We start from the raw sequence: 26,213 nt of genomic DNA on the forward strand, positions 1-26,213 counted from the left end.
CGGGGGCACCCCCTTGCCGGAGGCACCCCCGCGTCCGTGAAGTGCGGGTCAGGCGCGATCAGTTGTGGCCGAACTTCTTCTGCTGCTTGCGCGCCACGCGGGTGGCCGCGGGCATCATGTGCTCCTCGGCCACGGTGCCCTTGTGCTGGGGCTCCTGGGCCTCGCCGGCCGGGTGGGACCGCTCGTCCTGGCGGTCGCGCTGCGGGCGGTTCTGGTTCCGGTTCTTCGCCACGATCGTGCCTTCCTGGTGAGGGGATGGTGGCCGATCGGCCGCAATCAGACTGACACGGTGGGGCGAAGGTCGCATTTCGGGCGTTTGGGACCGGCGTTGGCCGGGAAAAACCGCCGACCGCCACGCCGAAGATCGTGTTCGCGGTCATAACCCCCGGGCATTCGGGCAGACTCGGGGGAAACTCAGGGGGCATCCGTGCCGGGGGTCGACCGGAAGAGGTGCAACATGGACCGCTGCGTCGTCCTGGTGGACGCCGGGTACCTGCTGGGCGCAGCGGCGAGCCTGCTGGCCGGCGAACCGTCGCGTTCGCGGATCACCGTCGATCATGCCGCAGTGGTCGCCGGCCTGCGCGAACGCGCCGAAGCGGAGACCGGTCAGCCGCTACTGCGGATCTACTGGTTCGACGGGGCCCCCGACCGCGTTCCGCAACCCGAGCACCGGCGGCTGCGGGTGATGCCGCGCGTCACCGTACGGCTCGGCGCCCTCACCCGAACGGACGGCAGGTGGGCGCAGAAGGGCGTCGACGCCGCGATGCACGCCGAGCTGTCCGAACTGGCCCGCAACCGGGCCTGCTCCGACGTGGTGCTGGTCACCGGCGACGGCGACCTGCTGCCCGGCATGATGTCGGCCAAGGAGCACGGCGTGGCCGTCCACCTGTGGGCCGTGCAGGCCGCCGACGGCGACTACAACCAGTCGGAGGACCTGGTCGCCGAGGCCGACGAGCGCCGCGTGCTGGACCGGGAGTGGATCACCGCGGCGATCCGGGCGCGGGAGGTCGCGGGGGCCTGCGGGCCCACACCCGGGCCGCGCCCCGGGGTACGGCCGGAGATCGCCGCGATCCTGGCCGCGCCGCTGCCGGAGCACGCCGCCGCGCCCCGCGCGGTCCAGCCGGCCCCCGCCGAGACCCCCGCGAAGAACGGCAGCGCGCCCGCCCCGCACCCCGGCGACACGGCGACCGCCCCGGCGCCCGGCAAGGGCGTGCCCACCCCGAAGGACCTCGCCGACCTCGGCCGCGTGCACGCCCAGCCGGCGCCGCCCCCGACCCACCCCGCGCCCAGCACCCTGCGCTGGTCCTCCGACAAGGGGTGGACCGACCGGCCCGGCGCCGACCAGCCCGACACCTCCGGCCTGCCGACCCTCGCGCAGCTCACGACCGCGGAGCAGCGCTGGGCCGACCGCGAGGCCGACATCACCGCGGTCAGCGGCGACCCCTACGAGGTCGGGCAGGTCTTCGCCCGCCGCTGGATCGCCCGGGTCGGCGACCGGACCCACCTGGAGCACCTCTCCACGCACTACCCGCGCGTCCCGCACCGGATCGACGGGGAACTCCTGCGCTACGCGGCCCGCTTCGGGCTGCTGGCACACAAGGACGACCAGATCGACGAGAACGACCGCTACGCGATCCGCGCGGGCTTCTGGCGCGAGTTCGACACCGCCTCCCCGGCGGACTGAACCGCCCGTCGCGCAGACCGGCCGACGAGGGCCGCACGGGGTCGGGCGCCGCACGCCGGGGCCACGCGCCCTTGACGGGCACCGTTTTCCGCCGGGGCACCCCGTTTCGTGGTGGGGCGCGGGGACCGCGTACTCTCGGTGCTCGTGAGGACGGGCACCGAAGGACGGGCGAGACCGGCGGTAGCCGTACGCGGCCTCGTCCGGACGTACCCGGGCGGCCGGGGGCGCCGCGGCCGGGACATCCCGGCGGTGCGGGCCAACGACGGCATCGACCTGGACGTACGCACCGGCGAACTCTTCGGCATCCTCGGCCCGAACGGCGCGGGCAAGAGCACCCTGGTCCGCCAGCTCACCGGCCTGCTGCGGCCGGACGCGGGCAGCATCGACCTGCTCGGCCACGACCTGGTGCGCCACCCCGAGCGCGCCGCGCGGCTGATCGGCTACCTCGGCCAGGAGTCCACCGCCCTGGACGAGCTGACGGTCGCGCTCGCCGCGGAGACCACCGGCAGGCTGCGCGGGATGCCCGCCGCCGCGGCCCGCACCGCACGGGACGCGGTCCTGGACGAGCTGGGCCTCGGCCCGCTCGCGGCCCGCCCGATCAAGCGGCTCTCCGGCGGGCAGCGCCGCCTCGCCTGCTTCGCCGCGGCCCTCGTCGGCCCGCGGCCGGTCCTCGTCCTGGACGAGCCCACCACCGGCATGGACCCCGTCGCGCGCCGCGCGGTGTGGGCGGCGGTGGACCGGCGCCGCACCGAGCAGGGCACCACCGTCCTGCTGGTCACCCACAACGTCATCGAGGCCGAAACGGTGCTGGACCGGGTCGCGGTCCTCGACCACGGCCGGGTCATCGCCTGCGACTCGCCCGCCGGGCTGCGCGCCCTGGTCGAGGGCGAGGTGCGGCTCGACCTGGTCTGGCGGCACGACCCCCCGGCCGACCTGCCCGCGGTCGCCGCGCTGCGCCCCCTGGCGGAGGTCGCCGGCCGCCGCTGGACGCTGCGGCTGCCGCAGGAACGGGCCAGGGCCGCGGTCGCGGAGGTCACCGGCGGCCCGGCGTTCGCCGCGCTGGACGACTTCACCCTGGCCATGCCCAGCCTGGAGGACGTCTACCTGGCGCTCGGCGGCAGCAGCGAGGGACTGGTGAAGGTATGACCCTGGCGGCACCGGCCGGTCTCGAACCCGGCGAGCTGATCGGCGGCGGCGCCACACCGCTCGCCCCCCGGGCCCGGCTGTGGCCCGCGCTCGGCGCGGTCTACCGGGCCCAGCTCTCCCGCGCCCGGGTGGCGCGCATCCCGCTGCTGTTCGTCGCCACCTTCCAGTCCATCGGGATCATGGTGATGCTGCGCGGCGTGGTGCACGCCGGCGACGGCGAGGCGGCCCGCGCGGTCGTGGCCGGCTCCAGCGTGCTGGTCGTCGCGTTCGTCGCGCTGAACCTGCTCGCCCAGTACTTCGGCCAGCTGCGCGCCTCCGGCGGCCTCGACCACTACGCGACGCTGCCGGTGCCGCCGGCCGCGGTCGTCCTCGGCGCGGCGGGCGCGTACGCCTCGTTCACCGTGCCCGGCACCCTCGTCACCGCGGTCACCGGCTGCGTGCTGTTCCACCTGGGCCTGGCCAACCTGTGGGTGCTGGTGCTCGTGGTGCCGCTGGCCGGCGCCGCGATGTCCGGGCTCGGCGCGGCCTGCGGGCTGCTCGCACCCCGGCAGGAGATCGCCACGCTGCTGGGGCAGCTCGGCATGTCCGCGGCCCTGCTGCTCGGGGTGCTGCCGGCCTCGCACATGCCCGCGCCGGTCGGCTGGGCGCGCGACCTGCTGCCGTCGACGTACGGGGTGGAGGCGTTCGCCCGGACCTTCGGGCACGGCGGCACCGACTGGGCCGCGGTCGCCGGGGACCTCGCGGTGTGCGCGGGCGTCGGGGTCGCCTCGCTGGCCGTGGCGACCTGGGCGTACCGGCGGGCCGCCCGCCGCTGACCGCCGTACGGCCGGGCGCCGGCCGGCCGGTGGAGGCCCGCTTCCCGGCGGCCGTACGGCCGGTGGCGCACCCGCCGGGAACACCTGGCACGATGGCCTGGTGACCGCTCCTCTGACGCCCGAGCCTTCGAACTCCGGGTCCCCGCAGCCCGCGCCGCCCGAGGGCCCGCAGGACCCGACCGTCCCGCAGCTTCCGCCCCTTCCCGCGGGAGGCCCGGCGGGAAGCGGCGACGGCGCGACGCTCGCGCCCTACCAGCCCGGCCGGGACCGCGACAGCGTCGCCACCGCGCTGCGCAACGGGCTCGTCGTCGCGGTGCTCGTCGCGGTCTGCGGGATCATCCTCGGGCTGTTCTGGCTGTGGCTGTCGCCCCGGGTGCCGATGGTCTCCGACGGGCAGGCGGTCTACCTCAAGGACACCGAGGGCGAGGAGGCGATCGGCGGCGACGGCACGTTCGTGGTCATCGCGCTGATCCTGGGCGCGCTCACCGCCGCCGCGGTGTTCTGGCGCCACCGCAGGGGCGGCGTCGGCGTCGTCTTCGGCCTGGCGGTCGGCGGCGCGGTCGCCTCCGTCATCGGCTGGCGGCTGGGCGTGTGGCTCGGCCCGACCACGGACATCATCGCGCACGCCAAGCAGGTCGGGCCGAAGGTGGTCTTCGACGGCCCGCTGAAGCTGCGCGCCAAGGTCGCGATCGTGGTCTGGCCGGCCGCCGCGATGCTGGTGTACTCCGCGCTCACCTACACCTTCGGGGTGCGCGAGGAGCCGCGCCCGGGAACCTGGGCCAAGGAGGCCGGGGGGGCCGAGGGGGCAGAGGGGTCAGCCCCGGGCGGCCGGGCGCAGTAGCGGCGCGGTCGCCGCGCCGGTCAGCCGCACCAGCTCGGCCGGCGCCAGCTCCACCTCCAGCCCGCGCTTGCCCGCGGACACGAACACCGTCGGATGCGACAGCGCGGTGGCGTCCACCACCGTCGGCAGGGCCTTGCGCTGGCCGAGCGGGGAGATGCCGCCGCGGACGTAGCCGCTGCTGCGCTCGGCCGCGGCCGGATCGGCCATCGCCGCGCGCTTGCCGCCCGCCGCGGCTGCCAGCGCCTTCAGGTCCAGCGAGCCGGACACCGGCACCACCGCCACCGTCAGCGCGCCGTCCACCTCCGCGACGAGCGTCTTGAACACCCGGCCGGGCTCCACGCCGAGCGCGGCCGCGGCCTCCTGGCCGTAGGACAGCTCCCCGCCCGGGTCGTGCGGGTACGCGTGCACGGTGTACGGCACCGCGGCCCGGTCCAGCGCGACGGTCGCCGGGGTGCCGCCGCCGGTACGTGACTTCTTCGCCATGACCGGCAAGCCTGCCAGGTCCGGCCGCAGCGGTGCGGCCCGGCCGGTCAGTTCGCGCAGATCGCCTGCTGGGTCAGGTCCACCGCGGGCAGCGACGGCAGCTTCTCGATGACCGCGACCTCCCGGCGCAGCAGCCGCAGCTCCTCGCCGAGCCGGGTGGCGGTGTCCGGCGCCTCCAGCAGCCGCTGCTTCGCCGGCGTCTCGGCGATCATCGTGGCCGCCACCAGGTACGACAGCACCGTCGGGTTGTCGGTGAACTCCTGCCCGGACAGGCTGCGTTCGCGCGAGCCGGCCAGCCGCTTCTGGTAGGTGCGGAACGCCCGGGTCACCTCCGGCGCCAGCCCGCCCGCCCCGCTGCCGGGCTCCTCCGCCAGCTCCTCGACCTCCGCCGTCAGGTAGGCCCCGGACGCGTCCACCGACAGCAGCCGGAACCGTACGATGCCGGTCGCGTGCATCCGGAAGCCGCCGTCGCCGCTGTCCACGATGTCGGCCACGTCGGCGACGCAGCCGTACCCGTACAGCGCCGCCATCGGGTCGTCGCCCAGGCCCGCGGCCGGACCGGTGGCCCGGCCCTCCTGGCCGGTCGGCGCGATCTCCTGGCCGTTCCTGATCGCCACCACCCCGAACCGCCGCGGCGCGTCCTCCGGCAGCGCCCGCAGGTCCCGCACCAGGGCCCGGTAGCGCTCCTCGAAGACGTTCAGCGGCAGCACCAGCCCCGGGAACAGCGGCGAACTGAGCGGGAAGAGCGGAAGGCGATCGGTCACAGCGGTCAGCGTACGGGCAGTACGCCCCCGTTCGGCACCCTTCCCGGCGCCCGTGCTGTCAGCAGGGCCGCCCGCCGTGCCGCGGGCCGTGCCACACGCCGTGCCGCGCGGGCCCCGCGGGGGCCCGGAACGCCCGCGCCGCCGTCTTGCCGCCGCCTCGCCGCCGTATCACGGAGTGGAACCGCGGAACAGGTGCCCTGGGCAGGTCTCTACACTTGGCACCGTGATCTCCCGAATCGATCTGCGCGGTGCCGCCTTCCCCGAGGGCGGGATCGACCGCGACCTGCTGCCCCGGGCCGAGTTCGACGTGGAGGCCGCGCTCGACGCCGTGCGGCCCATCTGCGAGGACGTGCGCCATCGCGGCGGCGCGGCGGTGATCGAGTACGGGGAGCGCTTCGACGGGGTGCGCGTGGAGCGGCTGCGGGTGCCCGCCCAGGCCCTGGCCGACGCCCTCGACCGGCTCGACCCCGAGGTCCGCGCCGCCCTGGAGGAGTCCATCCGCCGGGCCCGGACCGTCCACCGCGACCAGCGCAGGACCGACACCACCACGCAGGTGGTGCCCGGCGGCACCGTCACCGAGCGGTGGGTGCCCGTCCAGCGCGTCGGGCTGTACGTACCGGGCGGCCTGGCCGCCTACGCGTCCTCCGTGGTGATGAACGTGGTGCCCGCCCAGGAGGCCGGCGTCGAGGGCGTCGCGGTCTCCTCCCCGCCGCAGAAGGACAACGGCGGCCTGCCCGCCGCGCCGGTGCTCGCCGCCTGCGCCCTGCTCGGCGTGGACGAGGTCTACGCCGCCGGCGGCGCCCAGGCCGTCGCCATGTTCGCCTACGGCACCGACGAGTGCCGCCCGGTCAACCTGGTCACCGGCCCCGGCAACATCTACGTCGCCGCCGCCAAGCGCCTGCTCAAGGGCCGGATCGGCATCGACGCCGAGGCCGGACCGACTGAGATCGCCATCCTCGCCGACGCCTCCGCCGACCCCGCCTTCGTGGCCGCCGACCTGATCAGCCAGGCCGAGCACGACACTCTGGCCGCCGCCGTCCTGGTCACCACCTCCGCCGAGCTCGCCGACGCCGTCGACAAGGAACTCGACGTGCAGGTCGCCGCCGCCAAGCACCGCGAGCGGATCGCCGCCGCGCTCGCCGGCCGCCAGTCCGCGACCGTCCTGGTCGACACCCTCGCCCAGGGCCTTGAGGTCGTGGACGCCTACGCCGCCGAGCACCTGGAGATCCAGACCCAGGACGCCGCCGCCGTCGCCGCCCGCGTGCGCAACGCCGGCGCGGTCTTCGTCGGCCCGCACGCCCCGGTCTCCCTCGGCGACTACTGCGCCGGCTCCAACCACGTGCTGCCCACCGGCGGCTGCGCCTGCCACTCCTCGGGCCTGTCCGTGCAGTCCTTCCTGCGCGGCATCCACGTCGTGGACTACTCCCGCGACGCGCTCGCCGACGTCGCCCACCACGTGGTGGCGCTGGCCACCGCCGAGGACCTGCCCGCGCACGGCACCGCCGTGACCGTACGGTTCGGAGCCGGATCATGACCTCACTCGACGACCTGCCGCTGCGCGACGAACTGCGCGGCCAGTCCGCGTACGGCGCCCCGCAGCTCGACGTGCCGGTGCGGCTGAACACCAACGAGAACCCGTACCCGCTGCCCGAGCCGCTGGTCGCGCGGATCGCCGAACGCGTCACCGAGGCCGCCCGCAACCTCAACCGCTACCCGGACCGGGACGCGGTCGAGCTGCGCACCGCGCTCGCCGAGTACCTCAGCCGCACCGCGGGCCACCCGGTCGCCGCCGGCCAGGTCTGGGCCGCCAACGGCTCCAACGAAGTGATCCAGCAGCTGCTCCAGGCGTTCGGCGGGCCCGGTCGCACCGCGATCGGCTTCGAGCCGTCGTACTCCATGCACGCGCTGATCTCCCGCGGCACCGGCACCGGCTGGGTGTCCGGGCCGCGGCACGCCGACTTCACCATCGACACCGAGGCGGCCTGCCGCGAGATCGCCGCGCTCCGCCCCGACGTCGTCTTCGTCTGCTCGCCGAACAACCCGACCGGCACCGCGACCGACGCCGCCACCGTGCTGGCGCTCTACGAGGCCGCACAGGCCGCGAAGCCGTCGCTGGTGGTCATCGACGAGGCGTACGGCGAGTTCTCGCACCGGCCCTCGCTGCTGCCGCTGATCGACGGCCGGCCGAACCTGGTGCTGACCCGCACCATGTCCAAGGCGTTCGGCGCGGCCGGGCTGCGGCTGGGCTACCTCGCGGCCGACCCGGCCGTGGTCGAGGCGGTCCAGCTGGTCCGGCTGCCCTACCACCTCTCGTCGGTCAACCAGGCGACCGCGCTGGCCGCGCTGGAGTACACCGACACCCTGCTCGGCTACGTCGAGCAGCTCAAGGCCGAACGCGACCGCGTCGTCGCCGAACTGCGCGCCATCGGCTTCCAGGTCACCGAGTCCGACGCGAACTTCGTGCAGTTCGGCCGCTTCGCCGACAGCCACGCCGCCTGGCAGGCGTTCCTCGACCGCGGGGTCCTGATCCGCGACAACGGCGTCCCCGGCTGGCTGCGGGCGTCCACCGGCACACCCGCCGAGAACAGCGCGTTCCTGGACGCGGCCAAGGCCGTGTACGCGACGTACGGCACCGAGCACACCGAGCACAGCACCGAGCACAGTGGCGGCGACCGCCGCACCGACAAGGAGTCCGCATGACCCGCGCGGGCCGCGTGGAGCGCACCACCAAGGAGACGTCCACCGTCGTCGAGATCGACCTCGACGGCACCGGGCAGGTCTCCGTCTCGACCGGCGTGGGTTTCTACGACCACATGCTCGACCAGCTCGGCCGGCACGGCTTGTTCGACCTCACCGTGAAGACCGAGGGCGACCTGCACATCGACACCCACCACACGATCGAGGACACCGCGCTCGCGCTCGGCGCCGCGTTCCGGCAGGCGCTCGGCGACAAGGTCGGCATCTACCGGTTCGGCAACTGCACGGTGCCGCTGGACGAGTCGCTCGCCCAGGTCACCGTCGACCTGTCCGGCCGCCCCTACCTGGTGCACACCGAGCCCGAGCACATGGCGCCGATGATCGGCTCCTACGACACCACGATGACCCGGCACATCCTGGAGTCCTTCGTCGCCCAGGCCCAGGTCGCGCTGCACGTCCACGTGCCCTACGGGCGCAACGCGCACCACATCGTGGAGTGCCAGTTCAAGGCGCTGGCCCGGGCCCTGCGCTACGCCAGCGAGCGCGATCCGCGCGCCGCGGGCATCCTGCCGTCCACGAAGGGCGCGCTGTGAACAAGAAGGGTGCGCTGTGAACAAGGGGTCGTCCCTCTTCATCCTGCTCGGGCTGTTCCTGGCCGGCGGGGTCTACTCGTTCTGGAAGCAGAAGCAGTCCAAGAGCCTGATCACGCTGCTCGCGATCGGGTCGGCGATGGCGCTCGTCACCGGCCTGCTCCGGCTGTAGAGGGGCGTGCGGACATGACGAACACCACCGGCAAGAGCGTCGTCGTCCTGGACTACGGCTTCGGCAACGTGCGGTCCGCCGAGCGGGCGCTGGCCCGGGCCGGCGCCGAGGTGGAGATCACCGCGGACTACGACCGCGCGATGGCCGCCGACGGGCTGCTCGTGCCCGGCGTCGGCGCCTTCGCCGCCTGCATGGAGGGCATCAGGAAGGTCCGCGGCGACTGGATCGTGGGCCGCCGTCTCGCGGGCGGCCGCCCGGTGCTGGGCATCTGCGTCGGCATGCAGGTGCTCTTCAGCCGCGGCATCGAGCACGGCGTGGAGAGCGACGGCCTGGACGAGTGGCCCGGCACCGTCGCCCCGCTGCGCGCGCCGGTCGTCCCGCACATGGGCTGGAACACCGTCCAGGCGCCGCAGGACTCCCAGCTGTTCGCGGGGCTGGCGGAGGACGCCCGGTTCTACTTCGTGCACTCCTACGCGGTGCGCGCGTGGGAGATGGAGCCGTCCGCCAGCGCGATCCGCGCCCCCAAGGTCACCTGGGCCACGCACGGCGAGCCGTTCGTGGCCGCGGTGGAGAACGGCGCGCTGTGGGCCACGCAGTTCCATCCGGAGAAGTCCGGGGACGCGGGCGCGCGGCTGCTGGAGAACTGGCTCGACACGCTCTGACCCGCCCCGCGGGCGCCCGCGGCCTCCGCGGCGCCCAGGGCACCGGGCCGTACGGCGCTCGCGCCGCCGCACCCGCGGGACCGTACCGCCGCCGCCGTCCCGCCCGACCGCTGCCCCTCCCGCCGTACGGCCGCCGCGCCGTAGGCCACCGTCCCGCATCCGCCCGACCCCGAGGACCGCAATCCGATGAGCACGCTCGAACTCCTCCCCGCCGTCGACGTCCGCGACGGCCAGGCCGTCCGCCTGGTGCACGGCGAGTCCGGCTCCGAGACCTCCTACGGCGACCCGCTCGCCGCGGCGCTGGCCTGGCAGCAGGCGGGCGCGGAGTGGCTGCACCTGGTCGACCTCGACGCGGCGTTCGGCACCGGTGACAACCGCGAGCTGATCGCCGGGGTGGCCCGCACCATGGACATCAAGGTCGAGCTGTCCGGCGGCATCCGCGACGACGACACCCTCGCGGCGGCCCTGGCCACCGGCTGCACCCGGGTCAACCTCGGCACCGCCGCGCTGGAGAGCCCGCAGTGGGTGGCGAAGGTGATCGCCGAGTACGGCGACCGGATCGCGGTCGGGCTGGACGTGCGCGGCACCACGCTGCGCGGCCGCGGCTGGACCCGCGACGGCGGCGACCTGTACGAGACGCTGGCCCGGCTGGACTCCGAGGGCTGCGCGCGGTACGTCGTGACCGACATCGCGAAGGACGGCACCCTCCAGGGCCCCAACCTGGAGCTGCTGGAGAACGTGTGCGCGGCCACCGACAAGCCGGTGGTCGCCTCGGGCGGCGTCTCCAGCCTCGACGACCTGCGGGCGATCGCCACTCTGGTGCCCAAGGGCGTGGAAGGCGCGATCGTCGGGAAGGCGCTGTACGCACAGGCGTTCACGTTGCAGGAAGCCCTGGAGGCTGTGTCCCGATGACCGAATCCCCGGAACCGCCCGAGTCCCCGCGCGCCCCGCGACCCTCCCGTTCCGCCGGGGAACCGGCGCCCGCAGGGAGCGCAGGGAGCGCAGGGAGCGTGGAGAGCTCCGAGAGCCCCGAGAGCGTGGAGAGCGCCGGTCAGGTGCAGCGGCTGCGCTCGGAGGACAGCTCCTGGGAGGAGGCGATCGGCTCCTCCCGCGCGGTCGCGGCGGGGGACCGGGTGCTGGTCTCCGGGGTCACCCCGTCGCCCGCGGCCGGCAGCGCACCGGGCGACGACGAGCCGTACGGCCAGGCGCTGATCGCGTTCCGCGGCGCGCTGTCGGCGCTGGAGCCGTTCGGGCTGGACGCGGCCAGCGTGGTCCGGACCCGGATGTACCTCAGCCACGCCCGGGACGCCGACGAGGTCGGCCGGGCGCACCGCGAGGTGTTCGGCGCGGCGCGGCCGGCGGCCACCATGGTCGTGGTGGCGGGCTTCGCGGACTCCCGGGTGCTGGTCGAGGTGGAGATCGAGGCGTACCGCGGTGACGTGCGGCGCGGGCCTGAAGAACCTGGTGAACGAGAAGAGGGCGCATGAGCCTGGCGGTCCGAGTCATCCCCTGCCTGGACGTGGACGCCGGGCGGGTGGTCAAGGGTGTCAACTTCCGGAACCTGCGCGACGCGGGCGACCCGGTCGAGATGGCGAAGCTGTACGACGCCGAGGGCGCGGACGAGCTGACCTTCCTCGACATCACCGCCTCCTCCGGTGACCGGGAGACCACCTACGACGTGGTGCGGCGCACCGCGGAGCAGGTGTTCATCCCGCTCACCGTCGGCGGCGGGGTGCGCAGCGCGGACGACGTGGACAAGCTGCTGCGGGCCGGCGCGGACAAGGTGGGCGTCAACACCGCGGCCATCGCCCGGCCCGAGCTGATCCGGGAGATCGCCGAGCGGTTCGGCCGCCAGGTGCTGGTGCTGTCGGTGGACGCCCGGCGCGCCCCGGACGGCTCGTTCGAGGTCACCACGCACGGCGGGCGGCGCGGCACCGGTATCGACGCGGTGGAGTGGGCCGAGCGCGCCGCGGACCTCGGGGCGGGCGAGATCCTGCTCAACTCGATGGACGCGGACGGCACCAAGGACGGCTACGACACCGAGATGATCGCGGCCGTCCGCGCCCGGGTGAGCGTGCCGGTGATCGCCTCCGGCGGGGCCGGGCAGGTCGCCGACTTCGCGCCCGCGGTCGAGGCCGGCGCGGACGCGGTGCTGGCCGCGTCCGTCTTCCACTTCGGCGACCTGCGGATCGGCGAGGTCAAGTCCGCGCTGCGGGGGGCGGGCCACCCGGTCCGCTGAGCGGGTCCGCTGTGCGGGTGCGGGTGCGGGTGCCGGTGTCCCCGCGGCCGTCGCCGTTACCGCTCTTGTCTTGCGGGCCGATGCGAAAGAAAAGTTGCGCAAATAATATTGTGCAACTTAATTTTCCTATCTACGGTGAGAGGGTGGCAGACGAACCGGCAGCACCGTCATCCGACCCGCACGGGCCCGACCCGCGCATCACCGACCTGGACGCGCTGAAGGTCTTCACGCACCCCCTGCGCATCCGGATCTACCGCGCCCTCTACACCAGCCGCGAGGCCACCGCCTCTCGGCTGGCCGACCAGGTCGACGAGGCGGTCTCCCTGGTCAGCTACCACCTGCGCAAGCTCGCCGCGCACGGCTTCATCGTCGAAGCGCCGGGCCGCGGCGGCGACGGCCGCGAGCGCTGGTGGCAGCTCTCCTCCGACCGCGGCTTCACCTTCCGCAACGCCGACTTCGACGACCGGCCCGAGGGCGCCGCCGTCGTCAGCCAGGTCACCCGGCAGCTCCTGGCCACCCGCAACGAGCGGTACGAGCAGTACCTCGACGAACAGGCGGCCTGGTCCAGGGAGTGGACCTCGGCGGCGTTCAGCAGCGAGTACATGCCGCGGCTGACCGCCGCGGAACTCCAGGAGATGGCCGACGAGATGAGCGCCCTGATGCGGCGCTGGACCGAGCGCGGCAGAGCCGCCGAGGAAGCCGGCGACATCGAGGGCCGCGAACACGTGGCGGTCCAGATGTACGGCTTCCCGTACCGCGACTAGGAGTCCGCTCCCCGCCCGCCTGACAACCGCCCCGCCCGGCCCCGCTGTTCCCCGACCACCCGGCGCGCCCTTGCCCGACCGCCCGCCGGTAGGGCCCGCATGCCCCGATCCCTGTCATTGCGTGATGTTTCGTCACTTTGCGTGTCTTACATGTAGAAGCGAATCGCCCACCAGGAAGGCCCGCCCGCCATGATCGGCACCGCGCACGCCGCTCCACCACCCGCCACCGTCTCCGCCCACCGCGACCCGAACGTGCTGCGCTGGCTCGCCGCCTACACCGCCTCCCTGCTTGGCGACAGCGTCTACTTCCTCGCCCTCGGCTTCGCCGCCGCCAAGGTCGCACCGCCCGCCGAGGTCGGCGTCGTCATGGCCGTCGGCGCGGTGCCGCGCGCCCTGCTGCTGCTCGGCGGGGGAGTGGTGGCCGACCGCTTCGGGCCGCGCCTGGTGGTGATAGGCAGCGACGCGGTGCGCTGCGTGCTGATCCTCGCCGCCGCCGCGGTGCTCGCGCTGACCGCGCCCGGGCTGTGGCTGCTGATCGCCCTCGCACTGGTCTTCGGCGTCGTGGACGCGCTGTTCCTGCCCGCGGTCGGCGCGCTGCCGCCACGGCTGGTCACCGGCGACCAGCTCGTCCGGCTCCAGGGGATGCGCGCGCTCGCCGTCCGCACGGGGAACATCGCCGGGCCGCCGCTCGGCGGACTCGCCATGGGACTCGGCGGCGCGAGCACCGCGTTCGCCGTGGCCGGCGGGCTGTTCGCGCTGTCCGTACCGCTCCTGCTCGGCACCCGCATCGGCGCGTCCGCGCACCGCGACGACCCGGCCGCTGGACTTGCCGCACGTGCCCGGCCCGATGGGCTCGCCGCACCCGGCGAACTCGCGGAACCCGCCGCACCCGCCGGACCCACCGAACTCGCCGCACCCGATGGACCCGCCGGACCCGATGGACTGGCCGCGCCCGCCGAACTCGCCGACCGTGGCACCGCCTGGGCCGAACTCCGGGACGGGCTGCGCTACGTCCGCCGGCACCGCCTGGTCGGGCCGCTCGTGCTGTCCGGCGCCGTCAGCGAGTTCGGCCTCGCCGGCCCGCTCAACATCGGCATGGTGCTGCTCGCCCGGCAGCGCGGCTGGGGCTCGGCCGGCTACGGCTGGATCATCGCCGCGTTCGGCGCCGGCGCCGCCGCCAGCGCGCTGCTGCTCACCGTGCGCGGCAGGGTGCGCCGGGCCGGTGTCGTCCAGGTCGCCACGCTCTTCGCCGGCTCGGCCGCCATCGGCCTCATCGGCGCCGCCCCGGTGCTCGGTGCCGCCGTCGTGCTCGCGCTGCTCGCCGGACTCATCTGCGGTATCTGCGGGGGGCTCGCCGTCGCCATGATCCAGACCGCCACCGACCCCGCGTACCTCGGCCGCGTCACTTCCGTCATGAGCCTCACCGGTTTCGGTATCGCGCCGCTGGTCTACCCGGCCTTCGGCGCCGCTGTCTCCCTCTGGGGCCCCACCCCCGTCTTCCTCGCCGCCGCGGCCGTCAGCATGCTCGGCGGCGTCATAGCCCTGTCCTCCCCCGCGGTCCGCACCGCGGACTGAGGGGGAGGACAGGGGAAACCCAGTGGGGGACTACACGCCCAGACGGGCTTCGTAGACCTGGGCGACCGCGTCCTTGGGGCCCTCGGTCTGGACGTCGGCGGCGGATTGGCGGCCGGAGGCGAACATCGCCAGCTCCGCGGGCTCGCCGGTGACCGTGACCACCGGGGTGCCCTTGTGGGCGACGGCGGTGCGGCCGTCGGGGCAGCGCAGCACCAGCCCGACGGGGCTGCGGCGCCCGAACAGGCGGGCGGCGCGTTCGAGCCGCGACCACAGCGCGTCGCCGAAGACGGGGTCGATGGTCCGTGGCGTCCAGTCCGGTGCGGCCCGCCGCACATCCTCGGTGTGGACGTAGAACTCCAGGGTGTTCGACGCCTCGTCAACCTGCTTGAGGGAGAAGGGGGACAGCCGCGGCGGCCCGGTCCTGATCAGCTGGATGAGCTCGGCGTAGGGCTTGGCCGCGTACTCGTTGCGCACCCGCTCCAGGCGGTCGGCGAGCTGGGGTACCACCATCCCCACGGCCGCGTCCCCACGGCGCTCGCGGACCACCACGTGGGCGGCGAGGTCCTTGGCGGTCCAACCCTCGCAGAGCGTCGGGGCGTCGGGCCCCGAACGCTCCAGCAGGTCGGCGAGGAGCAGACGTTCACGCTGCGCATGGGTCGTCATGTCCGCAAGGCTAACCGCGAAGCGGCCCGAATCATCCCTGTTCGGGCCGCGGCGCGTCCGCCACCGGTCAGAGCTTGCTGTACAGCTTCGTGCCGTTGGTGCCGTTGTTGCGGGTCAGCGAGCAGGTGACCGTCTTCTTGCCCTGCAACTCGTACGTGACGAGCTTCGGGAACAGCGCGTAGGGGTAGTACTCCCGGCCGTCCTGCGGCAGGTGCTTGCGCGCGTCGGTCTGGCACAGCGACAGCGCCTTGGTCTGGATCTCGTCGTCGCTGGAGAACGTGCCGCTCAGCGTCTCGTTCGCGACCACCTGCGCGTCGTGCGCCGAACTGCACGACCGCTTCGTCACCTCGGAGACCGACGGGGTCAGCGACGGCGCGTCGAAGCACGTGCCCGGCGACAGCGAGACGTACGGCACCAGCTTCTCGGTGGGCGACGAGGAGTCGGTGGGCAGGCCGGTGTCGTCACCGGTGGGCAGGTCCGTCGGGAGGGTGAACGACGGGTCGCCCGTGGGCAGGTCCGACGGCAGCGTGAACGAGGGGACGCCGGTGGGCAGTTTGCTGGTGCTCGCGGTACCGGTCGGCTTGTCGTCGGCCTGGTTCTTCTTGTCGTCACCCCCGCTCGACAGGGCTATGCCGCCGATGATCGCGCCGATCACCACGACCACGCCGACCGCGATCCAGGCGTTGCGCTTGTTGTTGTTCGGCGGCGGGGGCGGCTGCTGGTAGCCGAAGCCCTGCGGGTCGCCGGGGTAGCCGAAGCCGCCGCCGGGCGCCGGCGGACCGGGAGGTCCGGGCGGGCCGTACCCGCCCGGCTGGCCCTGCTGCGGGTAGCCGTACGGCTGCTGGCCGCCGGGCTGCTGCGGATAGCCGTACGACTGGCCGCCGCCCGGCTGCTGGGGGGCGCCGAAGCCGCCCTCACCCGGCGGGGGAGGGGGCGGGGGCGGCCCGAAACCCTGGGGCGGCCCGAAGCCGCCACCCTGCTCCGGGGGCGGCGGCGGACCATCTGACGGCGGCGGAGGAAAACCCATGGCAAAAGAATGCCCCATACGGGTGACACAGGGCGAGCTCCTACCGCATACCGGACAACCGCCTTGCGGCGTTTGGCGTTCCATGCGGCTTTTCTCGTTGCGGGAAATCAGCGGCAGAATAGGAACATGTCCTCCAGCTCCCTTGACCCCGCGATCGCCGCGCGCCTCAAACGCAACCCGGACGGTCTGGTTCCGGCCATCGCCCAGCAGTACGACACCGGCGAGGTGCTCATGCTCGGCTGGATGGACGACGAGGCGCTCCACCGCACCCTCACCACCGGCCGCTGCACCTACTGGAGCCGCAGCCGCCGCGAGTACTGGGTCAAGGGCGACACCTCCGGCCACGTCCAGCAGGTCAGGTCCGTCGCCCTGGACTGCGACGGGGACACCCTCCTCGTCCGCGTCGACCAGACCGGCGCCGCCTGCCACACCGGCGCCCGCACCTGCTTCGAGGAGGACGTCCTCCTCAAGGAAGAGGGGTAGCGGCTCCACCGGCGCGGACACCGCGCGTGCGGCTCCCGCCGGCGAGCGGTCCCGGAGCCGGCAGCACCCGGCGGCCGGGCGGGACAGGCGGGCGGGACAGCGCGCCGCCCGGACGGCTAGTCTCCGCTGCATGGACCTCGCTACCTTCCGCAAACTCGCCGTCGACCGCCGCGTCATCCCGGTCACCCGGCGATTGCTCGCGGACGGCGACACCCCGGTCGGCCTGTACCGAAAACTCGCGGGGGAACGCGTCGGCACCTTCCTGCTGGAGTCCGCCGAGGACAGCAAGGCATGGTCCCGCTACAGCTTCGTCGGGGTGCGCTCGGCCGCGACGCTGACCGTCCGCGACGGGCAGGCGCACTGGCTCGGCAGCCCGCCGGTCGGCGTCCCGGTGGACGGCGACCCGCTGGTCGCGCTGCGCGCCACCGTGGAGGCGCTGCACACCCCGCGCGACCTCGGCGCGGGCATGCCGCCCTTCACCGGCGGCATGGTCGGCTACCTCGGCTACGACATCGTCAGGCGGCTGGAGCGGATCGGCGACCTGGGTGGCGACGAACTCCGGCTGCCCGAGCTGACGATGCTGCTCACCTCGGACATGGCCGTGCTGGACCACTGGGACGGCAGCGTGCTGCTGATCGCCAACGCGATCAACCACAACGACCAGGACACCGGCGTGGACGAGGCGTACGCCGACGCGGTGGCCCGGCTGGACGCGATGGAGGCGGACCTCGGCCGCCCGGTCGAGCACCCGCCGGTCGCCCTGCCGTCCTCACGGCTGCCGGAGTACACCACCCGCTGGGGCGGCCAGGACTTCCGCGACGCCGTGGAGGACGTCAAGGAGCGGATCAGGGCGGGCGAGGCGTTCCAGGTGGTGCCCTCGCAGCGGTTCGAGACGCCGTGCACGGCAAGCGCGTTGGACGTCTACCGGGTGCTGCGGGCCACCAACCCGAGCCCGTACATGTACCTGCTGCGCTTCCCGGGCGAGGACGGCGGCGCGGCGGGCGGCTTCGACGTGGTCGGCTCCAGCCCCGAGGCACTGGTCAAGGTGGAGGCCGGGCACGCGATGGTGCACCCGATCGCCGGGACCCGGCCGCGCGGCGCGACCCCGCAGGCCGACGCGGCCCTCGCCGAGGAACTGCTCGCCGACCCCAAGGAGCGCGCCGAGCACCTGATGCTGGTCGACCTGGGCCGCAACGACCTCGGCCGGGTCTGCGAGCCGGGCAGCGTGGAGGTGGTCGACTTCATGTCGATCGAGCGCTACTCGCACGTGATGCACATCGTCTCGACCGTCACCGGCCGCGTCGCGCCCGGCCGCACCGCCTTCGACGTGCTCACCGCCTGCTTCCCCGCGGGCACCCTCTCCGGCGCTCCCAAGCCCCGGGCGATGCAGATCATCGAGGAACTGGAGCCCAGCAGGCGGGGGTTGTACGGGGGCTGCGTCGGCTACCTGGACTTCGCCGGCGACTCCGACACCGCGATCGCGATCCGCACGGCGCTGCTGCGCGACGGCACCGCCTACGTCCAGGCGGGCGCGGGCATCGTCGCCGACTCCGACCCCGTCGCCGAGGACACGGAGTGCCGCAACAAGGCCGCCGCGGTGCTGCGCGCCGTCGACACCGCCAACCGCCTCCACCCCTGACACCCGCCCCCGGGCGGCGGCCCAACCCGGCCGCCGCCCGCACAGTCCACTGACCGCCGCCGCCCGCCGTTCGGCGTCTGCTGTCCGGCCATGGGCTGCGCTGCTCCCGCCTGTCGCCGGCGGATCGCCACCCGCCGCCCGCGCGGTGTGCCGACCCGCCACCGGCAACGGTCTGGCGCCCGCTGCCCGCCGTCGGGTCGTGTGTCGCGCTGCGCGCTGCCCGGCGTCGGCGGATTACGGTTCCCGCTCGCAGTCTGTCTGTGCCCGCCGTCCGCGAGGTCGGGCGGGGGGCCGCCGCTTGTGCGGCTTGCTGACCTGACGCTGGCAGCGATTGCCGTCTGCTGCCCGCGTGGCGCCGGTCGTCGGCACGGGCCGCTGCCTGGCGCCCTTCTCCCGCAACTCGCCGAGAGCCGCTCGCTGCACCGGGGTCGTTGCGCGCATGCCGCCGCCCGCCGTCCGGTGGCTGCCGCTGCGCCGCGGGTTCCCCCCGCCGAGCGCTGAGTGCCGTTTGCCGCTTGCTGTACGGCGGTTGTGGCGGGCTCGCCGCTGTGCGTCGGCGGCCGTTCCTTGCCGGGCGCGTTCGCCGGTGCGTGCTGCCGCCAGCCGCGTGCCGCTTGCCATCTGCCGGTTGTCGCCCGCCGTCTGCTCCCGGGCCGCCGGCGGTCGTATGCCGCTGCACGCCGTACGTCGGCGGGCGTTCGCTGGTTGCCGCCCGCCAGGGCACCGCGGGGGGTTGTTTAGGTCATCTGCCCGATCGTCAACGGGCCCCGGCGGTGCGGATACTGGGCGCGCCTCCACCGACGATTACCCGCACGGCGGGCGCGCCGACGCGCGGCCGACGAGTCGTCAGGACCGACGAAAGGGTGACCTCCGCCATGTTCCGACGCGGGCGCATGCGCGCGCCTGTCCCGCTGTTCATCGCCGCCGTCGCGCTCTGCACGCTGGCCGCCGGCCAGGGCACCGGCGCCGCGGCCACGCCGTCCCCGGCGACCGCCGTGACAACGACCGCCGCCGCCACGAGCACCACCGGACCCGAGGTCCCCCGCGCCCTCGCCGACGACCTGCCGCAGTACACCCCGGCCGGCTGCGCCGCCGCCGACGCGGACTCCGGGCAGCCCGTCGCCACCTGCGACGCCCTGATCCGCACCGGCACCAGCCACACCGTCCGGGCGGACGCCGCCGGGCCGCCGTCCACCGCGCTGACCCCCGCCGACATCCAGCAGGCCTACCGGCTGCCCGCCGACGCGGGCCAGGGGCAGACCGTCGCGGTGGTCGACGCGGGCGGCTACGCCGCCGCCGAGTCCGACCTCGCGGCCTTCCGCGCCCAGTACGGCCTGCCCGCCTGCGGGAGCTCCGACGGCTGCTTCCGCAAGGTGGACCAGCGCGGCGGCACCGGGTACCCCGCCGACGACGCCGGATGGGCCCTGGAGACCGCGCTCGACCTGGACGCCGTGTCCTCCGCGTGCCCGCAGTGCCACATCCTGCTGGTCGAGGGCGACTCGGCGGACATCGGCGACCTCGGCGCCGCCGCGGACACCGCGGTGCGCCTGGGCGCGAAGTTCGTCTCGAACTCCTACGGCCTGTCCGGCGAGAACAGCATCGAGACCTCCTACTCCGCGTACTACGACCACCCCGGCGTCGTGGTCACCGCGTCCACCGGGGACAAGGGGAACATCGTCAACTGGCCGGCGTCCGACCCGGACGTGGTCGCCGTCGGCGGCACCACGCTGACCGCCGACGCCGGCAGCGACCGCGGCTGGCGCGAGTCCGCCTGGTCCGAGGGCGGCAGCGGCTGCTCGCTGTACGAGCCGCAGCCCGCCTACCAGAGCGGGCTGGCCACCGGCTGCGCCCGGCGGGCGACCGCCGACATCGCCGCCGACGCCGACCCGCAGACGGGCCTGGGCGTGTACGACACGCTCGGCCAGGACGGCTGGCTCCAGGTCGGCGGCACGAGCCTGTCCGCGCCGCTGATGGCCGCGATGTACGCGCTGGCCGGCACCCCCGCCGACGGCACCTACCCGGTCACGTATCCGTACACCGACCAGGGCAACCACCTGTTCGACGTCACCGCCGGCACCGACGGCAGCTGCGGCACCGTGCTGTGCACGGCCGGCGCCGGCTGGGACGGGCCGACCGGCCTCGGCACCCCTGACGGCGTGTCCGCGCTCGCCCAGCAGCCCGGCGGCACCGTCGCCGGCCACCTGACCGACGCCTCCGGCGGGGCCGGGCTGCCCGGCGCCGTGGTCACCTTCACCGCCGCGGACGGCACCCTCACCTACCGGGCCACTGCCGACTCCTCCGGTGCCTACACCCTGACCCTGCCGGCCGGCACGTACACCGCGGCCGCCACCGACTTCGGCTACGACACCGCGAGCGCGTCCGGCGTCACCGTGTCCGTCGGCGGGTCCGCCACCACCGACCTCGCCCTGACCAAGCAGCCCACCCGCACGGTCAGCGGCACGGTCACCGACGGCTCCGGCCACGGCTACCCGCTCTACGCGAAGATCACCATCGACGGCTACCCGTCCGGGGTGCTCCACACCGACCCGCAGACCGGCCGCTACTCCGTCGAGCTGCCCCGGAACGCCGCGTACACGCTGCACGTGGCGTCGGTCTACCCCGGCTACGAGCAGTCCGACGGCACCGTCACCGTCGGCACGTCGGACGTGCGCCACGACGTGCGGCTCTCCGCCGACCAGGCCGGGTGCGCGGCGCCCGGCTACGCGTACCCGGCGGCGGCCGACTTCGAGGGCTGGTCGACCGCGCCGCGGAGCGGGTGGACCGTCACCGGAGGAAGTACGGGCGACACCTGGCAGTTCGACTCCTCCATGTGGAACCTCACCGGCGGCAGCGGCAACTTCGCCACCGCCGACCCCTACGACCACGCGGGTGCCGCCGAGGACACCACCCTGACCACGCCGGCGATGGACCTGAGCGGGCAGACCGACCCCGCGCTGCACTTCGACACCGCCTACCTCGGCACGTCCGACACGGCCGCCGACGTCGGGCTGAGCACCGACGGCGGGAAGACCTGGACCTCGGTGTGGCACCAGACCACCGGTGACATGATCAGCTCGGTCAGCCTGCCGCTCACCGCCGCCTACGGCCGCGGCGACGTCGAGCTGCGCTTCCACTTCACCGGGCAGGGCACGACGCTCTGGCAGGTGGACGACGTGACGGTGGGCAGCTGCGCGACCGTGCCCGGCGGGATCGTCACCGGCACCGTCACCGACGCGAACACCGGCAAGGCGGTCGACGGCGCCGTCGTCACCGACACCGCCGACCCCGAGGTGACCGCCGCCACCGCCGCCACCCCGGACGACCCGGCGCTGTCGGACGGCTGGTACTGGCTGTTCGCCCAGGGCGCCGGCCGCCACACCTACACCGCGGCCGCCAACCGGTACACCACGGCCACCAAGGCCGTCGCCACCACCAGGGACACCGTCACCACCACGCACACGGCGCTCGCCGCGGGCCGACTGGCGGTCACCCCCGGCAAGGTCACCGCGAGCGCGGCCCTGGGCAAGCAGGACCGGCAGAAGGTCACCCTCACCAACACCGGCGGCGCGCCGATCACCGTCACCGTGGGCGAGCAGAGCGGCAGCTACACCGCCGGCACCGGCACCGGCACCGGCGCCTCGTCCGGCAGCTGGCAGCAACTGCCCGCGCTGCCGCAACCGGTGATGGACAACGCCGAGGCCTCCTACCAGGGCAGGGCGTACTCCGTCGGCGGCATCCGCCAGATCGTCGGCGGCACCGCGCTGGCCGAGGCGTACGTCTACGACCCGGTGGCCGCGGCCTGGCAGCGCATCGCCGACCTGCCCGAGCCGCTGGCCGGCGCGTCGGCGGCCTTCCTCGACGGCACCTTGTACGTGGTCGGCGGCTGGACCGGCGACGCGAACGCGGGCACCGTCCAGATCCGGTCCGCCGTCTACGCGTACCATCCCGCCGCCGACACCTGGACCACGGTCGCGAGCCTGCCCGCACCCGAGGAGACCGCGGCCACCGCGGTGCTGGACGGCGGGCTCTACGTCGTCGGCGGCTGCTTCCAGGGCTGCGGCCCGCTCCGGTCGGACGTCTACCGCTACACCCCGGCCACGGACACCTGGACGGCGGTCGCCGACTACCCGAGCACCGTGCAGCGCGAGGCGTGCGCGGGGATCACCGGGGAGGTGGTGTGCGCCGGCGGGGCGAGCCAGGACTCCGCCGGACACACCCAGGCCCTGGCGACCGCCTACGCCTACAACCCCCGTTCCGACAGCTGGACCCGGCTGCCCGACCTGCCCTACCCGGTCTGGGGCATGGCCTCCAGCGGCGCCAACGGCGAACTCCAGGTCGCCGGCGGCTACACCGCCTCGGGCTCCACCGACCGGGCGATCCAGTTCGACCCGGTGACCGACCGGTGGACCGACCTGCCGGACACCCCGCTCGCGCTGCTGCGCGGGGGAGGCAGCGGGTGCGGGATGTACCAGGTCGGCGGCGACTACGCCAACGGCCTGTCCTTCGGGGTGGGCACCACCGACGCCGACGTGCTCCCCGGCTTCGACCAGTGCGGGGGCGACGACGTCGGCTGGCTGACCGAGCAGCACACCACCCTCACCATCAAGCCCGGGCACTCCGCGGTCCTCCAGGTCACCGCGGACGCCGCGGACGTCCCCGCGGCCGGCCGCTACACCGCGGGCCTGACCCTGGTCACCGACGCGCCCTACGTCCATCCGCCGGTGCCGGTCGCCTTCACCGTCACCCCGAAGAAGGGGCACCACTGACCCGGAGGCTCCGACCCGCGGCCCCGCGCCCTTGCGAGCACGCAAGGGCGCGGGGCCCACGGGGTTCCAGGGGCGCACGACGTCGCGGGGCTCACGAGGTGCCGGGGCTCACGAGGTGCCGGGGCTCACGAGGTGCCGGGGCCGGGCGGGCCCCCGGCGTCGTACCCGGCCTGGGTGACCCGTACCGCCAGCGCCGTCCGCGAGGAGACCCCGTGCTTGCGCATCGCCGAGTTGAGCTGCGTGGCGACCGTCTTCGGCGAGCGGGACAGCGCCTTGGCGATCTCCCGGTTGGTCAGGCCGGTGGCGACCAGCCGGACGACCTCCAGCTCGCGCGGCGAGAGGCGGTCGCCGTAGCCGCGCCGGCCGGGCCGCCAGGCGCCGTCGGTCCCGGCGCCGTGCGCGTCGAGCACGTGCCGCACCCGGTCCGCGTCGTGCCGCGCCCCGAGCGCGGTGAACTCGCGCCAGGCCGTGCGCAGTTCGGTTAGCGCGGGGGCCCGGTTCCGGTCGGGCAGCAGGCACCGGGCCCGGCGCTCCCGGGCCTTCGCCGCGTCGTACGGGCGGGGCAGCGCCTGCCACGCGGTGGCGGCCGCCTCCCAGGCCGCGGCCGCCGCCGCCAGGTCGCCGCGGCCCTCGGCGAGCAGGGCGCGGCAGCAGGCGAGCGTGGCGGCGAGCACGGGCGCGTCGCGGCCCCGGGCGCCGTCCTCGAAGGCCGCGGCCAGCGACTCGGCCTCGCCGCGGCGGCCGGCCGACAGCAGCGCCGCGAGGTGCTCGGGCAGGACCTCCCCGGCCCACAGCCAGACGCCCTTGCGGACCATGCGGGCGACCGGTTCCGCGGTGAGGTCCGCCGAGGGCCGTGCCGCGACCCTGGCCAGGGCGCCGGCGGTCTCCGCGGGCAGGTCGGTGGTGCCGCGCCGGGTGCTCTCCTCGCGCACCGCCGCGAGCACGGCGCGGGCGGACTCGTCGGGGCCGCCGCGGGCGACCCGCAACTGCGTGCCGACCAGCAGGGCGTCCATGCGGATCAGCGGTTCGCCGTCCACCTCCTGCCAGGCCGCGAGCCGTTCGTCCAGGCCGTCCCAGGCGCCGGTGAGCCAGTCCAGGTGGCCGGTGGTGACCACGGCCAGGTCGCGCAGCCGCTGGTAGCCGTGCCGGCCGGCGACGTCCACCGCCGCGGCGAGGTAGCGGCGGGCGTCGGCGTACCGGCCCCACTTCATCGCCGCGTGCCCGGTGTTGAGGTGGAACCGGGCGGTCAGCATCGCGGCCCGCGGGCTCGACTCGTCCGCGCCGACCCGGCCGGCCAGCTCCCACCCGGACTCCTCGCCGAGTTCGAACAGCGCGGTCATCCGGGCCAGCCGCAGTTCGATCCCGTCCACCGGGCCGATGTCGGAGGCAGCCGCGACCGCCTCCGCCCGCTCCAGCCAGCGCAGATGTGTCGCCACCGGCCAGGAGCCGTGCAGCGGCAGCCCCAGCACGGTCATCGCCGACGCGATCGGGTAGCCGTGGTCGGCCAGGTCGGGGATGGCCTGTTCGAGGACGGCCGCCGCCTCGGTGTACTCGCCCACCGTCAGCAGCATCCGGCCCAGTTGGGCGCGGACGGCGGCCCGGTCGCGCCGGCCCAGCCGCCCGGAGTCCAGCACCGCCCGCAGGGTCCGTACGATCTCCCCGGCCCGGGGATCACCGGTGAACGCGTGCGCCGACACCTGCCCGGCCAGGGCCGCGACCTCGGTGGGCGGCAGCGTCGGCTCGGTGATCAGGGCGTGCAGCAGCGTCGCCGCCGTCAGATGGTCCCCGGAGGACAGCGCCAGCAGGGCGGTCTGGCGGGCGTAGCCGAACCACCGCCGGGTCAGCCCGGCCTCCCGGAAGTGGTGGGCCAGCCGCCCGACCGGCCGCGGCACCGTGGCCTCCAGCGCCTCGCCGGCCCGGCGGTGCGCGGCCGCGCGCTCGGGGGCCGGTGCCCGGTCGTACACCGCCCGCGCGGCGAGCACGTGCCGGAAGGCGATCCCGGTCCGGCCGGCGGCGAGGCCCCCGCCGGGCCGGGTGGCGGTCTCCCCGAGCAGCCCGCTGCCGTACGCCGCGCGCAGCGCCGCGGGCCAGCGGTCGGGCGGCAGGCCCGTGACGGCAGCCAGGGTGTGTTCGTCGACCGGGTCGGTGAGCACGGCGGCGGCCAGCAGCACCCGCCGGGCGTCGGCGGTGAGCCGGGCCACCCGCTCGGTCACCGAGTCGCGGATCGTCGGCGGTACGGCGATCTCGTCCAGGCCGCGGCGCGCCCACTCGCCGTCGCGGCAGGTGAGGTCGTCCCGGTCGCGCAGGAGGCGCACGCACTCCTCCAGCGCCAGCGGCACCCCCTCGGTCCGGTCGTGGAGGAAGGCGGCGAAGGCGGCCGAGACGCGCGCGCCGCCGAGCATCGAGGACGCGAGTCCCGCCGCGTCGGACACCGGCAGCCCGCCGAGGGTCACGCGCACCTGCCGGACGTCCGGCGCCGGGCGGGAGGTCAGCCGCAGCAGCGGCGAGCCGGCCGCCACCTCCTCGGGACGGTAGGTGAGCACCAGGGTCAGCGGCCGTGGCCGGCGGGTGGCGACGTACACCAGGAAGTCCCATGTGGTGCTGTCGGCCCAGTGCACGTCCTCCACGACCAGCACCCGCACGCCGGCCCGGTCGAGCAGTTCGGCCAGGGCCCGGACGAGTTGGTGGCGGGCGGCTCCGGCGTCGGGCGGTGTCTCGGGTGCGGGCGGCAGGGCGCCGGACCACTCGGGGAACAGCGGGCGCAGCACGCCCGCGACGGCGGTCAGCCCCAACGCGGCCACGTCGGGCGCGGCCTGCCGTACCGCGTCCACCACGGGCCCGAGGGTGAAGGCCTCCAGGAACGGCGGGCACACCGCCGGCAGCGTCCGCGCGCCGTCGGGGTCGCCGGCCGCCACCGCCTCCCGCACCAGCCGGCTCTTGCCGATGCCCGCCTCGCCCTCGACCAGGACGAGCGCGGGCGGGCCCGCCAACGCCTCCACCACCCGGGCGAGTTCGCGGTCGCGCCCCACGAACCGCGTCCCGTCGAGCGCGTGTTCGGCCACCCGGTCCCACCCTTCGTCCGGCACCCCCGTCCGACCGGCCAATTCTCATGTGCGGCCCGGGGGAACACCAGGGGGGGTCGTTCGGCGGGGGAGAACGCGCGGTTCCCCGCACCCCTTGTGGAGGAGGGTGCGGGGAACCGG

23 protein-coding genes are annotated in these 26,213 nt (G+C 74.9%); 17 read left to right on the forward strand and 6 right to left on the reverse strand.

The genetic code is table 11. The features are described 5' to 3' along the window. Positions 1 to 58 precede the first annotated feature (58 nt). Positions 59 to 232: a hypothetical protein gene (locus AC3ERT_RS06705; protein ID WP_335973748.1), complete on the reverse strand. Its 174-nt coding sequence runs from the start codon at positions 230 to 232 to the stop codon at positions 59 to 61. A gap of 225 nt (positions 233 to 457) precedes the next feature. Here AC3ERT_RS06705 and AC3ERT_RS06710 point away from each other — a divergent pair, with 225 nt between their 5' ends. From AC3ERT_RS06710 to AC3ERT_RS06725, 4 genes are all read left to right on the forward strand, one after another. Further along, on the forward strand, positions 458 to 1,684 hold the full coding sequence (locus tag AC3ERT_RS06710) for an NYN domain-containing protein (protein ID WP_435173161.1): 1,227 nt from the start codon (positions 458 to 460) through the stop codon (positions 1,682 to 1,684). Between the two features lie 144 nt (positions 1,685 to 1,828). Then, entirely contained in the window at positions 1,829 to 2,830 is a 1,002-nt protein-coding gene (locus AC3ERT_RS06715; RefSeq protein ID WP_435173162.1) for an ABC transporter ATP-binding protein, read from the forward strand. Next, positions 2,827 to 3,645 (forward strand): ABC transporter permease, encoded by an 819-nt coding sequence (locus AC3ERT_RS06720; protein ID WP_335973737.1) that lies wholly within the window; start codon positions 2,827 to 2,829, stop codon positions 3,643 to 3,645. The genes AC3ERT_RS06715 and AC3ERT_RS06720 overlap by 4 nt, the downstream gene beginning before the upstream one ends. 100 nt (positions 3,646 to 3,745) lie before the next feature. Next, positions 3,746 to 4,486 carry an ABC transporter permease gene (locus tag AC3ERT_RS06725; RefSeq protein ID WP_435173163.1) on the forward strand — a complete coding sequence of 247 codons (741 nt, stop codon included), beginning with the start codon at positions 3,746 to 3,748 and terminating at the stop codon, positions 4,484 to 4,486. On the opposite strand, the gene ybaK is transcribed toward AC3ERT_RS06725, so the two are convergent. Together ybaK and AC3ERT_RS06735 are read right to left on the reverse strand one after the other, a co-directional pair. Continuing rightward, positions 4,460 to 4,969, reverse strand: a complete 510-nt coding sequence (ybaK, locus tag AC3ERT_RS06730) for a Cys-tRNA(Pro) deacylase (protein ID WP_335973729.1) — start codon at positions 4,967 to 4,969, stop codon at positions 4,460 to 4,462. The genes AC3ERT_RS06725 and ybaK overlap by 27 nt on opposite strands. Positions 4,970 to 5,016: 47 nt before the next feature. Next, positions 5,017 to 5,733: an LON peptidase substrate-binding domain-containing protein gene (locus AC3ERT_RS06735; RefSeq protein WP_335973727.1), complete on the reverse strand. Its 717-nt coding sequence runs from the start codon at positions 5,731 to 5,733 to the stop codon at positions 5,017 to 5,019. Between the two features lie 223 nt (positions 5,734 to 5,956). Between AC3ERT_RS06735 and hisD the strand changes: the two genes are divergently transcribed. From hisD to AC3ERT_RS06785, 10 genes are all read left to right on the forward strand, one after another. Beyond that, on the forward strand, positions 5,957 to 7,267 hold the full coding sequence (gene hisD, locus AC3ERT_RS06740) for a histidinol dehydrogenase (RefSeq protein WP_435173165.1): 1,311 nt from the start codon (positions 5,957 to 5,959) through the stop codon (positions 7,265 to 7,267). Beyond that, entirely contained in the window at positions 7,264 to 8,433 is a 1,170-nt protein-coding gene (locus tag AC3ERT_RS06745; protein ID WP_435173167.1) for a histidinol-phosphate transaminase, read from the forward strand. Before hisD ends, AC3ERT_RS06745 begins: the two co-directional genes overlap by 4 nt. Further along, positions 8,430 to 9,023 (forward strand): imidazoleglycerol-phosphate dehydratase HisB, encoded by a 594-nt coding sequence (hisB, locus tag AC3ERT_RS06750; protein ID WP_435173169.1) that lies wholly within the window; start codon positions 8,430 to 8,432, stop codon positions 9,021 to 9,023. Before AC3ERT_RS06745 ends, hisB begins: the two co-directional genes overlap by 4 nt. A 16-nt stretch (positions 9,024 to 9,039) precedes the next feature. Next, entirely contained in the window at positions 9,040 to 9,192 is a 153-nt protein-coding gene (locus tag AC3ERT_RS06755; protein ID WP_335973717.1) for a hypothetical protein, read from the forward strand. A 14-nt stretch (positions 9,193 to 9,206) separates the two neighbouring features. Next, entirely contained in the window at positions 9,207 to 9,854 is a 648-nt protein-coding gene (gene hisH, locus AC3ERT_RS06760) for an imidazole glycerol phosphate synthase subunit HisH (protein WP_435173171.1), read from the forward strand. A gap of 186 nt (positions 9,855 to 10,040) precedes the next feature. Then, a complete protein-coding gene (gene priA, locus AC3ERT_RS06765; protein ID WP_335973713.1) occupies positions 10,041 to 10,766 on the forward strand; it encodes a bifunctional 1-(5-phosphoribosyl)-5-((5-phosphoribosylamino)methylideneamino)imidazole-4-carboxamide isomerase/phosphoribosylanthranilate isomerase PriA in 726 nt (241 codons plus the stop codon). Positions 10,767 to 10,864: 98 nt separating this feature from the next. Continuing rightward, on the forward strand, positions 10,865 to 11,341 hold the full coding sequence (locus AC3ERT_RS06770; protein WP_435173172.1) for a Rid family hydrolase: 477 nt from the start codon (positions 10,865 to 10,867) through the stop codon (positions 11,339 to 11,341). After that, on the forward strand, positions 11,338 to 12,093 hold the full coding sequence (gene hisF, locus AC3ERT_RS06775; RefSeq protein WP_335973706.1) for an imidazole glycerol phosphate synthase subunit HisF: 756 nt from the start codon (positions 11,338 to 11,340) through the stop codon (positions 12,091 to 12,093). Before AC3ERT_RS06770 ends, hisF begins: the two co-directional genes overlap by 4 nt. Before the next feature lie 143 nt (positions 12,094 to 12,236). Further along, the gene (locus AC3ERT_RS06780) at positions 12,237 to 12,857 is read left to right on the forward strand and encodes a helix-turn-helix domain-containing protein (protein ID WP_435173173.1); all 621 of its coding nucleotides are present in this window, start codon (positions 12,237 to 12,239) and stop codon (positions 12,855 to 12,857) included. 189 nt (positions 12,858 to 13,046) lie between these two features. After that, positions 13,047 to 14,432 (forward strand): MFS transporter, encoded by a 1,386-nt coding sequence (locus AC3ERT_RS06785; RefSeq protein ID WP_435173174.1) that lies wholly within the window; start codon positions 13,047 to 13,049, stop codon positions 14,430 to 14,432. 30 nt (positions 14,433 to 14,462) lie between these two features. On the opposite strand, the gene AC3ERT_RS06790 is transcribed toward AC3ERT_RS06785, so the two are convergent. Further along, a complete protein-coding gene (locus AC3ERT_RS06790) occupies positions 14,463 to 15,095 on the reverse strand; it encodes a TIGR03085 family metal-binding protein (protein ID WP_335973698.1) in 633 nt (210 codons plus the stop codon). 67 nt (positions 15,096 to 15,162) lie between these two features. After that, positions 15,163 to 16,122, reverse strand: coding sequence for a hypothetical protein (locus AC3ERT_RS06795; protein ID WP_435173176.1), 960 nt, complete (start codon positions 16,120 to 16,122; stop codon positions 15,163 to 15,165). 126 nt (positions 16,123 to 16,248) lie between these two features. Between AC3ERT_RS06795 and hisI the strand changes: the two genes are divergently transcribed. The 3 genes from hisI (at position 16,249) to AC3ERT_RS06810 (ending at position 23,010) form a co-directional block, all read left to right on the forward strand. Next, positions 16,249 to 16,605, forward strand: a complete 357-nt coding sequence (gene hisI, locus AC3ERT_RS06800; protein ID WP_435173177.1) for a phosphoribosyl-AMP cyclohydrolase — start codon at positions 16,249 to 16,251, stop codon at positions 16,603 to 16,605. A 130-nt stretch (positions 16,606 to 16,735) separates the two neighbouring features. After that, entirely contained in the window at positions 16,736 to 18,244 is a 1,509-nt protein-coding gene (locus AC3ERT_RS06805; RefSeq protein ID WP_435173179.1) for an anthranilate synthase component I, read from the forward strand. A gap of 893 nt (positions 18,245 to 19,137) precedes the next feature. Continuing rightward, positions 19,138 to 23,010, forward strand: coding sequence for a carboxypeptidase regulatory-like domain-containing protein (locus AC3ERT_RS06810; RefSeq protein WP_435173180.1), 3,873 nt, complete (start codon positions 19,138 to 19,140; stop codon positions 23,008 to 23,010). 125 nt (positions 23,011 to 23,135) lie between these two features. Here AC3ERT_RS06810 and AC3ERT_RS06815 read toward each other — a convergent pair whose 3' ends face one another. Beyond that, positions 23,136 to 26,072 carry a helix-turn-helix transcriptional regulator gene (locus tag AC3ERT_RS06815; protein ID WP_435173182.1) on the reverse strand — a complete coding sequence of 979 codons (2,937 nt, stop codon included), beginning with the start codon at positions 26,070 to 26,072 and terminating at the stop codon, positions 23,136 to 23,138. Between the last annotated feature and the right edge of the window lie 141 nt (positions 26,073 to 26,213).

The organism is Actinacidiphila sp. bgisy145 (assembly GCF_057708125.1).